Here is a 14,105-nt window from a genome sequence, read left to right as displayed (position 1 = left end):
ACCCGTCCTATCGCGTCGCCCTGATGATCGGCGCGACCTCGGTGCCCAGAAGCTCGATCGACTGCTTCATCGCTTCAGTCTCGAGCGACGCGGTACTCATTTGAAAGGTGATGCGCGATAGACCGCCAAGCGTTTCGCTTGCCTGCAGCATCTTGGCGGCAACAGATCTTGGATCGCCGACCAGGAATGCACCGTCGGGACCCGCCATGATCTCGAACTGCTGTCGCGTCGGAGGCGACCAGCCGCGCTCACGACCTATCTTCGTCGTCAGATGCGCCCATCCGGGAAAGAAGGCATCCTTTGCAGCCATGTCGGTCTCGCCGACGAAACCCATTGCATGGACTCCCACCTTAAGTTTTTCGCGATCATGCCCGGCGCGCAGGCCACTTTCGCGATAGAGATCGACAAGTGGCCGGAAGCGCTCGAAGCTGCCACCGATGATCGCCACCATCAAGGGAAGGCCAAGTGCACCGGCGCGTGCGAAGGATTCCGGCGAACCGCCGACGCCAATCCAGACTGGAAGCCGCGATTGATGTGGACGCGGAAAGACGCCTTGCCCTTTGAGTGCCGGACGAAAGCGGCCTTCCCAGGTGATATCTCTCGTCTCGCCGAGCTTGAGAAACAGATCGAGCTTTTCGGCGAAAAGCTCGTCATAATGACGCGTATCCAGCCCGAATAACGGATAGGCCTCGACGAAGGAGCCTCGACCGACCACGAGCTCGGTACGCCCCCTGGAAATCAAGTCGAGCGTCGCGAATTCCTGGAAGACACGCACCGGATCGGCCGCGCTTAGAACCGTGACCGCGCTCGCCAACCGGATACGGGTAGTGCGGGCCGCGGCCGCGGCCAAAATGACAGTCGGAGCGGAGTCGAGAAACTCAGCCCGATGATGCTCGCCGATACCGAAGATATCGAGCCCGACGCGATCAGCGACAACGACCTCCTCGATAAGCTCGGCCATGCGATCCGATGGTGAAGGGAGCTTACCCGTTTTCGGATCAGGAAGGATGGCTGCAAAACTGTCGATACCGATTTCCATGCTTGGTCCTTAAGTTGATTGCGCGGTTCGTTGTCGTCGCTACCAGGCCGGCTTCATTTCCGCCCTCAGATTGTCGCCGTCACGGTGGTCGCAGGCGCATCTTTCGCGTCGGTGCACGGCTGGGCCAAGCGTGAACTCGCTTGAGTCGGGATGGCGAGGCTCGACTTTGGGGCCTTTACGGTGACATCAATTCGAGATTCCGCCATCCCAGCTTTTAAAGACCGGCCTGGCTGGCCGCCTGTACGGGCGTTTTGAGGAGCTGCTGCTCCCACAGATAGGCGATGCCGCTACCACCGGCATGCTCGATGATGACGTCCGTCAGCGCAGCCGCAGTTTCCTCGCGAGCCCAATCGCGCTGCCATTCTGCGGCGATCGCGAGCCAGGTCATCATGTTGATGCCGGCCCCGATCATCCGCTGGATGGCGACCTGATGCGCTTCGACCGAGGTGCCACCCGATGCGTCGGTAATCACCGTAACGTCCCAGCCCTCGCCGGCAGCCTGGATAGCCGGCATCGCAACGCAGACTTCGGTCCACAGACCAGCAATGATGAGCTGCTTGCGGCCGGTGGCCTTGACCGCGTCCACCACTTTCGGGTCCTGCCAGGTGTTGATGAATGTACGGTCGATCACCTCTTGTCCCGGGAAAACATCGGTGAGGTGTTTGAAGAGCAGACCACCGCGGCCGGCGATCACACTCGTCAGGATCGTAGGAACGTTGAAAACCTTTGCCGCTTTCGCAAGCGCCGTGGTGTTGTTCACGACTGCCTGCGGATCGTGGCTGTTCACGTTTGCGAGCTGATAAGGCTGATGGTCGATCATGACGAGGACGGAGTCTTCGGGACGAAGAAGTGAGTCAAGGCCGTTACGAAAGGTCATACTTACATCCTGTGTTGGCGGTTGATTGAGACAAACTGCAGGAGGGGCGAACACCCTCCGAAGCGTCGTCTGCGAAAGGACCTTGTCATTCCCGATTTCGATGCGGTAGTCATCGTTTGTGCCGAACAGTGTCGCGGAACGGGGAACGCAGCATGGACATCGAAGACCTGCGGACGTTTGTGGAGGTTGCGGATGCGGGCGGAGTGACGTCTGCTGCGCTCCGACTGGGTGTCTCCAAATCAATGGTCAGCCGACGGCTCGTAAGGCTCGAGGCTGAGCTTGGCGTCCAGCTGCTTGCAAGGTCGACACGCGGGGCGTCCTTGACGGAAGCGGGCGCCACTTTCCGGGATTATGCCGCCAGGGTCAGCGCCGAGATCGATGTCGCCAGAGACACGATCCTGCCCGCCGGCGAACTGAGCGGGCGCCTGAGAGTTGCCGCACCCCTTTCCTTCGGACCTACCCACTTTGCATCTGTTATTGCGCAAATGGCATCTCGCCATCCGCAACTTCAGATCCAGACCAGCTATAGCGACCGTTTCGTGGATCTGATCGCGGAAGGGTTTGATTGCGCAATCCGGGTCGGCACACTTCAGGATTCCAACCTGATTGCAAGACGCGTCGGCCCCCTCTATGGAAAATACGTCGCGAGCCCCGCCTATATCAAAGCCCATGGCTCCCCGGAAACACCGGAGGAACTCGTCACGCATCAGGCGCTTATGCAGGGGATGGAAACGTGGCAGGTGATGGACGGCGACAAGATCCTGACCATTCGCCCGCAGGGCCGTTTCAAGGCTGACAACGGGGCAGCTCTCGTCGTCGCTGCCGCGGCCGGTTTGGGTATCGCGGCCCTCCCCGATGGCCTCACCCAGGACTATCTCAATTCCGGCGCGTTGGTGACGGTCATGAAAAATCATCCGCCGCCACCGGCCGGAATCTATGTCGTTCGTCCGCCGGGACAGCACCCCTCAAGAAAGGTCCGCGTCCTGACCGAAATGCTGATCGAGTGTTTCGATCATAGCGGGCAAGGAAACGAACAGCCCATCTAACGGATATAGAGCGGCAGATCGAGACGGTCCCGGAGCTGACGCGCAGGCCTGCGATTATGTCGGCAGATACTTTGAGTAGAACGCCGTCAGCCGGTCAATTGCCGGACCCACATATTCCGGCTTGTAATACATGTCGTAATGGCCGGCGCCCTCGACCACGAAAAAGTCCTTCTCATCGGCAGGTGAAAGATCGAATAGTCGTTGGCCGGCCTCGTATTGGCCGGTAGCGCCGCGACGACCTCCGACGATGACCTGAAGAGGCTGAAACAATAGCTCGGGAACGAGGTTGAAGGCATCGAAGCCGAGCAGGTTCGCGTAGCTTACGAACAGCAGACGGGTTGGTGGAGTTAGGGTGGCGATAGCCGGACTCCCTCAGCGTCAGGGTGTCATCACAACGCGGCCCAATGGCTTTGCCGTTTCGGCATATTCGTGTGCTTTTGACGCGTCTCGCAGCGGGAAGGCCTTATCGATGACGACGTCCAGACGCCTTTCCGCCACGGCCTCCAGAAGTTCGTCAACCGTCCGATGCACGGCACGTCGTTCGAACAGCGATCCCATGAAAACACCATGAAGGGTCTGATTGTTCTGCAGGGGCGACCAGAGATCGACGTCGAGGCCGCCGCCGGCATTTCCGACGAAGACGAGACGCCCCTCGACTGCCAGTGAGGAAAGAGAACTTTGCAAGGTCGATCCAACAGGGTCGATCACGAGATCAGCCCCCTTGCCATCGGTCAACCGACGGACTTCACCAACAACATCCTGCTCAAATCGATCAATGACATGGGTGGCGCCAAGCTCGGTCAGACGCGTTTGTCGTTCGCGACCGCCGGCAACAGCAATAACCGTCGCCCCCGCTTGATGCGCGAGCTGAATGGCTGCCAGACCGACGCCGCCAGCGGCGGCCTGGATCAGAACTGTTTCGCCTTCATTTAGCCTGCCCTTGGTGATGACGCAGTGGCGGGCCGTCCCGAAGGAGATTGGTAGCGCCGCGGCTTGCGCCATGTCGACGTCGTTCGGCATCAACCATGTGCGTGAGGCAGGCACGGCCCAGAGTTCGGCATGCGATCCCTGCATGTCGAAGGCTGTCACTTTTTGGCCAACCGTCCGATCCCTCACATTTTCGCCGATCGCGACGATGGTCCCGGCAGCAGCATAACCGACGATCCACGAAGGGCGCTGCGGCGTCGAGCGCCGATTGACAAGATCGCCGCCTTCAATCGAAATCGCCTCGACGGCGATTAGAACATCCCCCGGTCCACAGACGGGATCCGGCACATCGGCATATCTTAAGACTGTCGGGGGACCGGGGCTGTCATAGACTGCAGCCTTCATGTGCTATTCCTTTCCCGTATGGGACGTCCTGCCTTCAAATGGTCACAACGGCTGCAGGCCGCCTCTCAGCCCGTCCGTGCCACCAGGATATGTTCCAGATCCTTCAGCGCCGCAGCAGCCGTCGCCAGCGGCTCTTTGCCGGACCCGATCGCGAGCGTCGTGCCCATCGCGTCGGTCACGATGCGGATCGCCTTGTCCTTACCGCGGATGTTGGCGAAGGGATCGGCAAGCGGATATGTCCTTATGCCGACCTGGGCGCGGGTTGCGCCGTTCACGCGCGAAAGGTGGCCAACGAGTTTCGGAACGAGCCCCTGCCCGCGCCAGGCATCGATCCGTTCGGCGCAGACCGATTGGATCCCCTCGACGGTCAGATCATCCATTGCCAGATCGGCGCCGAGGCCGAAATTGGCGAGGATCAGCAGCTTGCAGGCGGTGTCCCATCCTTCCGTGTCGTTGCGCGGATCGGCCTCGGCGAAGCCGCCAATCTGTGCCTCGCGCAATGCCTCGTCGAAGCCGATCCCGCGCGCCATCATGGCATCGAGCAGGTAATTGGTGGTAGCGTTCAAAATGCCCTCGACTTCGAGCACCGCGCAGCCTTTGAGACTATGCTCGACCAGATCGATCGTCGGCAGAGCGGCTGCGGCGGCACCGCTGAGTTTCAGCATGGCGCGTGTTTCGCGGGCAAGCTCTCTGAGCTCTTTCCCGCTGTGAACCAAAGCGCCCTTCGATATGACCACTGCGTCACGACCGGCCGATAGTGCCGAACGGATGTAGACAAGTCCCGGCCCACCGCTGCGAAAATCGCTTGGTCCGGCCTCGATGACGATATCAGCGCCGCTATCAGCAATGAAATCGGGCCCGGAAAATCCATCTTGAAGCGCGTCCAGTTGCTCCTCCTCAAGGCCTTCCGCATCTGCCAGACCAGATCGCGAGCCGCAGACGGCAACCAGCAGGACGTCGGCTTGGTAAACCTCGCGATACCGTGTCCGCCGAGACAGAAGCAGGCCTGCGGTCGCCCGTCCTACGCCACCGAACCCTGCAATAGCGATCTTGTATGTCTTCATCTTCTCTCTTCTGCCTAGCGCGCCCTATTTCGACGCTGCCACTGCGCTTAGCGGCTCGGGAACCGGCCGGACATGCAGGCGGTCTCGGCCGGACATGGCATCTCCCTGCACCTGCTCGGAGAGACGCTCTTCGTCCCGCCGGCGCACATCCTCTGCCGCCTCCTCCACGTCAAGCTCGGCATAGCCCAATGCTCGTAGGCCCTCGGCTCCCATTAGATAGGCGGATTCAACCGTCTCGCGGATCTGATAGTCCACACCGGCGCGGATCAGGTCCACGGCATGGCCGCGATCATAGCTGCGCACGAGGATCTTCGCCTGCGGAAACTCATGCTGCGCCAATTCGACAATCTGAATCGCGGCCTTCGGATCATTGACGCAGATCATCAATGCTTCGGCAGAACCCGCACCAGAATGGTGCAGCGTATCGAGCCTGGTGCCGTCGCCGAAAAACACCTTGAAACCGAAGCGCCCCGCTTCACGGATACGGTCAGGGTTCATGTCGATAACGGAAAGGTTGACCCCCTTCGACAGAAGCAGTTGCGAGGCAATCTGGCCGAAACGGCCGAAACCGATGATGAGCACCCTTGCGCTTAGATCACGCGCCGCCTCGACACCCTCCATCGACGCTTCGCTGCGCAGCAGACGGTCCGCGGCGATCATCAGCAGCGGCGTCAGCGCCATGGAGAAGATGATGACGGTAGTGAACAGCGCATTTTCGCGCGCGTCGATCACCCCGCCGGCGGTCGCCGCAGCATAGAGCACGAAGGCGAACTCGCCGCCCTGCAGGAACATCGAGGTACGGTGCAGGGCCTGGTGGCTGGAGCCGCCGAACAGGCGGGCAACCGCATACACAACGGCGCCCTTGGCGATGGTGAATGCGACCAGCATGGCAAGCAGAAGGCCCCATTCGGCTGCCACCACGGCAAGGTCCAGCGACATGCCGACAGCCATGAAGAACAGGCCCATCAGCAGGCCGCGAAACGGCTCGATATCACTTTCAATCTGGTGCCTGTAGCTCGAACTCGACAGCATCACGCCTGCGAGGAAGGCACCCATGGCCATGGAAAGCCCGGCGCCGGCCATCAGCAAGGCTGCCCCCAGCACCACCAGCAGCGCGCCCGCCGTCATCACCTCGCGGGTCCTTGCCCGCGCCAGGAGGGCGAAGAACGGGTTCAGCCCCCATTTCGATACGCCGAGAAGAAGCAGCAGCGCACCGAGCGCCAAGAGAACATCCATCCATCCCGACTGCCCCTGCGACAGCGGCGAAAGGAAGGCGACGACCGCCAGAAGCGGCACGATCATCAGGTCTTCGAAAAGCAGGATGGACACGGATTTCTGTCCCTCACGGCTCGAAATCTCGACTCCTTCCTGCAGGACGGACATGATGACGGCCGTCGAGGAAAGAACGAAACCCGCGCCGGCGATGAAGCCCACCGGGGCAGGCAGGCCAAAGAGCAGCATGCCCGTCAGCGATAGCACAGCAATCGCCGCCGCGACCTGCACGAGACCGAGCCCGAAAATCTGGCCGCGCATGGCCCAAAGCTTATAGGGCCGCAGTTCCAGTCCGATGACGAATAGGAACATCACAACGCCGAGTTCGGAGAAATGCAATATCGACGCAGCATCGGTGAACAGCCTGACAACCGACGGGCCGACAAGCACGCCGGCTGCGAAATATCCGAGAACCGAGCCAAGGCCAAGCCGTCGAAACAGGGGTACCGCGACCACGGCCGCTCCCATCAGGACGATCGCCGGCCCTATCGTCTGCCCCAAGCTCGCTTCAGCCATGCACTCACATCCCCGGTCTCTCGTTTTGAAGCGGCTAGCAACAGGCTTTGCCTGGCCGATCTACTTCTCACTGAGTTTGGTAGCGTTGCGGAGCGGGCTCGAATAGTCATCGCATCGGCAAAACTCTGTCGCGGAACGAGGAACGCCAGCTCTCCGACTGATACATTATTCACAAAGTGAAGGTTGCCTGACCTCCGCCGGGCAACCAACAGCCATTACCAAACACTACGCAAGAGCGCCGCCGTCCACCGTAAGGATGGTGCCGGTGATTTGCCGGGCGGCCGGCGTTGCGAGGAAAGCGACTGCCGCCGCGACATCCTCCGGCTGGTTAAAGCGGCCAAGGGCGCTGAGACCACGCTGATAGTCGGCGAATTCCCCCGTCTCGGGGTTCGAGTCCGTGTTTGTCGATCCCGGCTGGACGAGATTGACCGTTATATCTCGGGCGCCCAATTCGCGGGCGAGGCCGCGGTTGAATGCCTGGAGCGCGCCTTTGGTCATATAATAGACCGTACCAGGCACCCCGGCTATGCGATCCGCGCCCGCTGATCCGATGGTAATGATGCGCCCGCCCTCCTTGAGGTGTGGGATGGCAGCCTTTGCGGTCAGAACAGGCCCACGCACGTTAACGGCAAGCAGCGCGTCGATGTCCTCGATCGTGAAATCTGCAATGTTGTTGTATCGCGCGATCGCCGCATTGTTGACGAGAATGTCGAGACCGCCCAGTGTGCGGACAGTTTCGTCCACTGACCGCTGGATGGCCGAGGGATCCGCGCTGTCGGCCTGTATCGCGATTGCCTTGCCCCCATTCCCTTCAATAGTCCGGAAAAGTCGCTCCGCGCTGTCGGCGGATCGCTCGTACGTTATCGCAACGTTCGCACCTTTCTCCGACAGAGCAATCGCGATCGCGGCCCCGATGCCACGCGATCCACCCGTGACGAGCGCATTCTTTCCAGCTAGTTCCTGCATGGTCGAACCCTTTCCTATTCCTGTCGCCTTGACGCCGATTGGGAGGTTCATTCCTCACTACGGGCTGCTCCGGCAGGCTTTTTGTTGAGCCTCAAAATAGGCAATTGCGACGCAGGCAACATTCCTGATCTTCCCAGACACTTGCCTGATCCTACCAAATCACTACATGCTGACGTGATGTTCGACCCTGTGAAGCCATCGACACTTCTGCTGAACGCCGTTGCTCCGTTTGTTTCGGCGCATGCGGGTACAGTCGGCGTTCCCACCTCCGTTCCGCGCTTGACGATTTGGACAAGCACAAGGGCCACGTCGCCCACTCCGGCGGTGTTCGAACCCATGTTCTATGCGGTGTTGCGCGGAACCAAAGTCTTGATCATGGGCGCCAATCGGTTCGAACTGGCCACAGGCGCTTGCGCGGTATCGTCCTTTGGCCTGCCCTACAGCCACCAATTGACCGGCGCTAAGCCCAATTTCCCCTATGTCGGCATCAGCCTTCATCTTGATGCCGATATTTTGACGCGCGTCATGCTCGATATCCCCAAGCGTGAGGACCGTTGGACATGCGCAGTCGCCGCCGGCGGTCTGGACGGACCCGTCGGCGACGCATTTGCTCGCCTCGTCGGGCTGCTGAACGCGCCCGACGATATCGGTGCGCTGGCACCACACTACGAGTTTGAGTTTTATTATCGCCTGCTTCAGAGCTCGATGGGCGACACGCTGCGACAGGTCAGCCAGAGAAACGGCCGCTTTCAACAACTCAAGTCGGCGGCCGATTGGCTCGCTTCCAATCATAGTGAGCCTGTCAATATTCCTGAGCTGGCGGCGGCTTCTCACATGAGCGTTACAAGCTTTCACAGGCATTTCAAGGAAGTCACCGGGTTCAGCCCACTTGCGTTTCAACGCCATATCCGCTTGCTTGAGGCGCGGAAGCTCCTTGCCGGCGGCAGCACCAATGTGTCGCGCGTGGCGTATGAGGTGGGTTATAAAAGCCCGTCGCAGTTCAGCCGCGAGTACAAGAGCATGTTCGGCAGCGCGCCGGTGGCTTATCTTGCGCGGTGAACCCAGTCGTTATCCGCTGACGGAAGAAAAAAAGTCGATGGCTTCGGCGGGGACTAGTCCAGGCTGCACACGAAACTAGGAATATCGTGCCCGGCGCGGTATGATATTCCACTTCGCCGTTAGCGGAATGGAGACATCTTCTGGAGAGGTTCTCCTCCCGCGGCAGACAGTGGTGCGAACGAGGTCATGATTCAGCGCGGGCGCTTCCGATAACGCATACGCGCCATCCAAAGACCGAAACCGCTATGCAACAATTTCTTGCAGCGGTTTCGTTGTTCTCTCATCAGTCAGTACTCACACCTTCAATGCACGAAGCAAGCCTTCCAGATTTCTCTCGCCCTCCTTGGTCTGCGCTCCTGCTTTCAGTCCGCCCCGGATGAGCTTTTCGGCAGCAGGGAGTTCGAACAATCCTGCCCAGGCCTCATGCTCGCGCTGAAAGCCATCCCGCAGGTCTTCGGGAGGCAACGCCCTCTTGGCCGCGGCGATGACGCCGGTGGGCAGTGCGGCGATGTTGCGTGCCAAACGCTCGACGAAGCCGTCGAGTTCAGAAGCCGGCAGTGCCCGGTTGATCCACCCGTATCGCTCCGCCGTCATCGCATCGACGAGATCGGCGGCAAGGATCACTTCAAGAGCTCGGCCACGCGTCATCCGGCTGGACAGATACTGGGTGGCTCCGCCGCCCGGCGTAATCCCCATCAACGCCTCGCATTGAGCAAGCCCTGCCTGCGCTTCCGCAGCAAACACCATGTCCGCCGCCGCGACAAACTCAGCTCCGCCGCCGCGGGCCAGCCCGGCGAGCTTGACGATCGTCACTTGCGGCTGCTCTCGTAGAAGTTCGCCAAATGCCTGGAACGGGTTGAGGCCTTCCGGAGCTTCACGGGCGATCTCGTCGAAGGCGTGCGGTTCATCGATCAATGTCATGTCGACATGGGCAATGAAGAATTCGGGGTCCGCACTTTGGAAAACCAGTACACGGGTGTCCGGATCGTTGCGAACAGAAAGGAGAAAGCGGCGGATCTCGCTCATCAGGGGGACATCGAGAACGTTTACCGGCGGGTTGTTGATCGTGATCGTGGCAACGCCGTCTGTCCGAGTAATCCGAAGCCGGCTGAAATCTGTGTCGGTCATATGTGAGTCTCTGTTTCTTCAGGAACCTCTGGCGCCGCATATGCGCCATTGACCCTAAAGTATTCATTGGATACCTAGCGTCAATTACGCACCAGAAGCATCCCAGGGATGCTGGAGGATACCGATGGATGAACCGACCGATGAAAATGGCCCGGTCTACCGTGCCGACTGCCCGAGCCGCGTGATCCTCGACCAGATCGCCGACAAGTGGTCGATGATGGTGCTGGCCGTGTTAAGCGAGCCCCGTCGCTTCAATGCGATCAAGCGTCGCCTCGATGGCGTGACCCAGCGTGTGCTGACACAGACACTTCGAAAGCTGGAGCGCAACGGCATGCTGACGCGCAGGATCCTGGATGGGCGTGTGCTCGGGGTTGAATATGCATTGACACCCCTCGGCAGGTCACTGCAAGGGCCGTTCTCAACCCTGTTCGACTGGACTGTCGAGAATATCGACGTCATCCAGGATTGTCAGCGCAGCTACGATGCGCGCGTGGACTAGGGCCGACTTGAGCGGCGGTTTGCGCGCAGCCCAATTCGGCGGGTGAAATAGTATGTAGAGCGCGAGGGTGCCCCAATCTCTTTTGAGAGATAACCTGATATTCTGCGTTGTAAGTTCTTCGGTCTTGAACCGGTTCGAACCACCGACCCGTTGATTCCAGGCATCGAGCTCGAAGTCTAGCTAGTTGGCAAAGTGTCTGGCCATTCCTGCGCGCCATGGAGGACGCGAAGAATACGAACAGATGCTTCCATTACCACATATGCCGCGACATACGCCGTGCTGTTGATTACCAGTTCGCGCGTGCCAGCAATTCTGCCAACACGACTTGCTCGTGGGGAAATCAATCAGACGACGAACGGCAGCGATGATCGGTTCATCGACAAGGACGGCGGCTGAAGGATTATCTGCCTCGATATATGTGAAGATGGCGTCACGATCCGATAACGCGAACGCAGACCAGGTAAGCTTCACGATTTGCGTGCATCCGCTTTAAGGCGGGCTGCCGCTCGACGTTTCGCAAAATGGGCCTCGACTTCATCATCCGAGACGTCCGGTCGAGTATCGTTCAATGCTTCAAGTACCTTGGTCCGCAACCAAGCGTCATGGGCCTCGCTGCCTGAAAGAAGGTCGAGTGGCAGCGCACCCTCGTTGGCCGTCCGGGTGAGCAAGATACGAACCGCATCCGATACCGTGAGGCCCAATTTTTCAAGCACGGCGGAGGCGCGATCCCGAACTTCGGCAAGCGGAGCTGACGCCCCTGCCCTCCTCCAAATCCGCTGGTTTTCAAGCATTTCCGACATAAAGGCCTATCAGCGCGCCTTTCTCCACCTCAATGACCTACAACTCGTTCTCCGCTCGCTTTCGACCCTGGCGAGGCTGCATTTAGATCATAAGACACGCTTGCAACTGGTCAGTAATCATGACATTTCAATTTGAAACGGCATGGATATGCGTCTGGTGAGCGATTTCCCGCTTCTCGCGGATGAGATTCAGGAAGGCGCGCTCATCCAGGTTTTCGGCATCAAGCCCTTCCCAGTCGAGCGCCGTCTGCATGAGCGCCATATCCACCAGACGCACGAGATCCATGAGCTCCAGTGATGAAGCACTATCTCTTGCTGCAGAAATAAGACGAAAAAGCCGCAGGAATCCCACCGGCTCGTTGCTGTCAATCACATCAGAAATTCCATCGGCCATCGCCTTGATTTGCCTCCGAGCTTGGCGAAAGTTTCGCGATCGGGCAGGTCCGCCTGCATCGGTCCCGAAACGGAATGTTGAAATCGGGTCTTGCCCGCCGCAAACGCTAACACACCCCATCAGTTGCGTAAATGACCCGATTAGATCGATTTAAACGGCTAAATCAACCTCACTTTATTGAAACGTCGGAATTGAAATGAACACCTGATGAGTAGTATTCCGGAGGAGCCAGCGACCGGAATGGACGCTCGCGATCGTTAAACGGCGACTTCTCAGCACCGATAAGCTGTCATTCTTCAACAATTGCCCGTAATCCCTGATTAAGTATATTGTTGCGCCTCCACTAATACGCGAGGCGGCCGTGAACAAACCCTTCCCTCCTCTTCCATTCGGCAGCGAACGCGCCGATCTGGATAAATCGCCACTTGAAATCAGAGGCCTGCTTTCGCAGCCGATCTGGCGCGAGCTCAGGACCTTTCTGGCGGTCGCCAAAAGCCCTTCCTTTGCTCAAGCCGCTGAACTGCTCGGCACCAGTGCGCCAACCGTCAGCCGTGACGTGAAGCGCCTCCAGGATCAGATGGGTTCGCAACTCGTCATCTCTACCTTTTCCGGCGTCACGCTGACCGAAACCGGGCGCAAGCTCGCCATCCAGGTTGCAGAGCTCGATTTCCAGCTGTTTTCCCTTTCCAACGACCTGAAGGATGAAATGGACGCCGTCACCGGACGGGTTGCCATCAGCGTGACCTCCGGCCTCGCTGTCGCCATCGTCGCTCCCGCCGTGCCCCGGCTGAACGACAGCTATCCGCGCCTCAATCTCGATATCCGGGAACAGGTGTCGCTCGTGAATTTCGAGAAGAACCAGGCTGATCTGATGATCTCGCTCTCTCCGATTTCGAGGGCGGATGTCGATTGCATCGAGATCGGCACTCTTCATCTCATTCCGATCGCCAGCCGTGATTATCTGAAGAAATCCGGTGTTCCGCAGCGCCAGTTCATCTCCCAGCATGTCTACGTGCAGTGCAACTATTATGCTTCCGAACGCGAGATCTGGGATGGCTGGCGCGGTCTTGTCGAAGCCGGCCACCAGACCCACAACTGCGAGAATTCGCTTGCCTACTTTGCCCTCGTTCGCAACGGCGCCGGCGTGGGGCTGCTCGGCAATTACGTGCTTGCAGATCCCGAACTCGTACCGCTCGAACTCGGCGTACATGTCGCCTTGCCCGTCTACCTGACCTCGGTTGCCAATCGCCGGCAATCGAGACCGGTGGCCGCCGTCTATGACTGGATCGTCGATATTTTCAGGACCAACCCGTCTTTCAGCAGCAGATTGACCTTTCCGTCCGGGCGGCACGAACAGGAAGAGAGCTTGCGCAAGATGCTCGAAACTATCGCTCCTCCGCCGCCTTCACAATTTGGCTGAGCTCTTCCGAGATCGAAAGATAGGCATTTGCGACATCCTCCAGGAAGCCGGCGAGCTCGACCGGCTGCACTGTCGGATCATTGATGAGCCGACGCACCATTTCGGTGTGTAGTTTCGTGCGCGTGAGAATTTCCTCCTGCAGCGCAGCCGTTGCAGACATGTCGCCCGCGTTGTCAAAACCTGCCATTGTTATGCTGTCTCAAACGAACTCGGGGCGTCCCATTGACCTTCGATGCGCAACAGCATTGCGCTGCTGCTTTCCATGGTAATCGGATCAGATGACGCGGGGATCGTGCCGACAACGGTCAGATAGGGTTCCGGATGGCCGGCGATCTCCACCGGCGGGCTGTCGACGATCTCCAGATCGAAGAGAATGGTCCACAGCCGCGCGAGACGCTGCTCGGCCTGGGTCAGAACTTTCGTATAGCCCTTGCGCGCTACGTGATCGAAGGTCATCTGAATGCAACGCTTAACCGTAAAAGGGTGTCGGTACTTTTCGCGGAAGCAGGTTCGTTCATACTTGGCAAAGTCGGCGAACCAGCGGATGCGAAGCGAACCAACCGGCTCTTCGCCATCATAAAAGACGAAATGCGTGGCCTGGTGATCATTACCGTCGAAGATGAAGGAAGGCGAGATACCGTGCTCATGGACAAAGCAGATGCTTCTCAAGATCATCGCATCCCGAACATGGTC

16 protein-coding genes and 1 pseudogene are annotated in these 14,105 nt (G+C 59.2%); 4 read left to right on the top strand and 13 right to left on the bottom strand.

Annotated features, from left to right (window positions below):
* Nucleotides 1–7 precede the first annotated feature (7 nt).
* Together J2X71_RS07155 and J2X71_RS07150 are read right to left on the bottom strand one after the other, a co-directional pair.
* Nucleotides 8–1,039, bottom strand: coding sequence for an LLM class flavin-dependent oxidoreductase (locus J2X71_RS07155; protein WP_310380522.1), 1,032 nt, complete (start codon nucleotides 1,037–1,039; stop codon nucleotides 8–10).
* Nucleotides 1,040–1,253: 214 nt separating this feature from the next.
* Nucleotides 1,254–1,916, bottom strand: a complete 663-nt coding sequence (locus J2X71_RS07150; protein ID WP_310380519.1) for a hydrolase — start codon at nucleotides 1,914–1,916, stop codon at nucleotides 1,254–1,256.
* 152 nt (nucleotides 1,917–2,068) lie between these two features.
* On the opposite strand from J2X71_RS07150, the gene J2X71_RS07145 reads away from it, so the two are divergent.
* Nucleotides 2,069–2,962 carry a LysR family transcriptional regulator gene (locus J2X71_RS07145; RefSeq protein WP_310380517.1) on the top strand — a complete coding sequence of 298 codons (894 nt, stop codon included), beginning with the start codon at nucleotides 2,069–2,071 and terminating at the stop codon, nucleotides 2,960–2,962.
* A gap of 54 nt (nucleotides 2,963–3,016) precedes the next feature.
* Here J2X71_RS07145 and J2X71_RS07140 read toward each other — a convergent pair whose 3' ends face one another.
* From J2X71_RS07140 to J2X71_RS07120, 5 genes are all read right to left on the bottom strand, one after another.
* On the bottom strand, nucleotides 3,017–3,232 hold the full coding sequence (locus tag J2X71_RS07140; protein WP_310380516.1) for a hypothetical protein: 216 nt from the start codon (nucleotides 3,230–3,232) through the stop codon (nucleotides 3,017–3,019).
* A 108-nt stretch (nucleotides 3,233–3,340) separates the two neighbouring features.
* Nucleotides 3,341–4,294 carry a zinc-binding alcohol dehydrogenase family protein gene (locus J2X71_RS07135; RefSeq protein ID WP_310380514.1) on the bottom strand — a complete coding sequence of 318 codons (954 nt, stop codon included), beginning with the start codon at nucleotides 4,292–4,294 and terminating at the stop codon, nucleotides 3,341–3,343.
* A 65-nt stretch (nucleotides 4,295–4,359) separates the two neighbouring features.
* Nucleotides 4,360–5,358 (bottom strand): homoserine dehydrogenase, encoded by a 999-nt coding sequence (locus J2X71_RS07130; RefSeq protein ID WP_310380512.1) that lies wholly within the window; start codon nucleotides 5,356–5,358, stop codon nucleotides 4,360–4,362.
* A gap of 24 nt (nucleotides 5,359–5,382) precedes the next feature.
* Entirely contained in the window at nucleotides 5,383–7,146 is a 1,764-nt protein-coding gene (locus tag J2X71_RS07125; RefSeq protein WP_310380511.1) for a monovalent cation:proton antiporter-2 (CPA2) family protein, read from the bottom strand.
* Between the two features lie 225 nt (nucleotides 7,147–7,371).
* Nucleotides 7,372–8,112: an SDR family oxidoreductase gene (locus J2X71_RS07120; protein WP_310380509.1), complete on the bottom strand. Its 741-nt coding sequence runs from the start codon at nucleotides 8,110–8,112 to the stop codon at nucleotides 7,372–7,374.
* Between the two features lie 84 nt (nucleotides 8,113–8,196).
* On the opposite strand from J2X71_RS07120, the gene J2X71_RS07115 reads away from it, so the two are divergent.
* Nucleotides 8,197–9,171 carry an AraC family transcriptional regulator gene (locus J2X71_RS07115; RefSeq protein ID WP_310380507.1) on the top strand — a complete coding sequence of 325 codons (975 nt, stop codon included), beginning with the start codon at nucleotides 8,197–8,199 and terminating at the stop codon, nucleotides 9,169–9,171.
* A 294-nt stretch (nucleotides 9,172–9,465) separates the two neighbouring features.
* Here the strand turns inward: J2X71_RS07115 and J2X71_RS07110 are convergent, their stop codons facing one another.
* Nucleotides 9,466–10,299: an enoyl-CoA hydratase/isomerase family protein gene (locus tag J2X71_RS07110; RefSeq protein ID WP_310380505.1), complete on the bottom strand. Its 834-nt coding sequence runs from the start codon at nucleotides 10,297–10,299 to the stop codon at nucleotides 9,466–9,468.
* 124 nt (nucleotides 10,300–10,423) lie between these two features.
* Between J2X71_RS07110 and J2X71_RS07105 the strand changes: the two genes are divergently transcribed.
* Nucleotides 10,424–10,798 carry a helix-turn-helix domain-containing protein gene (locus tag J2X71_RS07105; protein WP_310380503.1) on the top strand — a complete coding sequence of 125 codons (375 nt, stop codon included), beginning with the start codon at nucleotides 10,424–10,426 and terminating at the stop codon, nucleotides 10,796–10,798.
* Nucleotides 10,799–10,974: 176 nt separating this feature from the next.
* Here J2X71_RS07105 and J2X71_RS07100 read toward each other — a convergent pair.
* The 3 genes and pseudogenes from J2X71_RS07100 to J2X71_RS07090 all read right to left on the bottom strand — a co-directional run bounded on the left by J2X71_RS07100 (nucleotide 10,975) and on the right by J2X71_RS07090 (nucleotide 11,992).
* Nucleotides 10,975–11,269: pseudogene (locus J2X71_RS07100) on the bottom strand (type II toxin-antitoxin system RelE/ParE family toxin).
* Nucleotides 11,266–11,589, bottom strand: coding sequence for a type II toxin-antitoxin system RelB/DinJ family antitoxin (locus J2X71_RS07095; protein ID WP_310382158.1), 324 nt, complete (start codon nucleotides 11,587–11,589; stop codon nucleotides 11,266–11,268). The pseudogene J2X71_RS07100 and the gene J2X71_RS07095 overlap by 4 nt, the downstream one beginning before the upstream one ends.
* Nucleotides 11,590–11,725: 136 nt before the next feature.
* The gene (locus J2X71_RS07090; RefSeq protein WP_310380501.1) at nucleotides 11,726–11,992 is read right to left on the bottom strand and encodes a hypothetical protein; all 267 of its coding nucleotides are present in this window, start codon (nucleotides 11,990–11,992) and stop codon (nucleotides 11,726–11,728) included.
* A 361-nt stretch (nucleotides 11,993–12,353) separates the two neighbouring features.
* On the opposite strand from J2X71_RS07090, the gene J2X71_RS07085 reads away from it, so the two are divergent.
* Nucleotides 12,354–13,412 (top strand): LysR family transcriptional regulator, encoded by a 1,059-nt coding sequence (locus tag J2X71_RS07085; protein ID WP_310380500.1) that lies wholly within the window; start codon nucleotides 12,354–12,356, stop codon nucleotides 13,410–13,412.
* Here the strand turns inward: J2X71_RS07085 and J2X71_RS07080 are convergent.
* Entirely contained in the window at nucleotides 13,378–13,599 is a 222-nt protein-coding gene (locus tag J2X71_RS07080; protein WP_007825337.1) for a hypothetical protein, read from the bottom strand. The genes J2X71_RS07085 and J2X71_RS07080 overlap by 35 nt on opposite strands.
* A gap of 2 nt (nucleotides 13,600–13,601) precedes the next feature.
* The gene (locus J2X71_RS07075; RefSeq protein ID WP_113182666.1) at nucleotides 13,602–14,087 is read right to left on the bottom strand and encodes a hypothetical protein; all 486 of its coding nucleotides are present in this window, start codon (nucleotides 14,085–14,087) and stop codon (nucleotides 13,602–13,604) included.
* Nucleotides 14,088–14,105: the final 18 nt, after the last annotated feature.

It is taken from the genome of Rhizobium sp. 1399 (assembly GCF_031455475.1).
GTDB lineage: Bacteria > Pseudomonadota > Alphaproteobacteria > Rhizobiales > Rhizobiaceae > Rhizobium.
The sequence above is the reverse complement of the archived record's forward strand: the minus strand, read 5'-3'. Positions and strand labels throughout refer to the sequence as shown.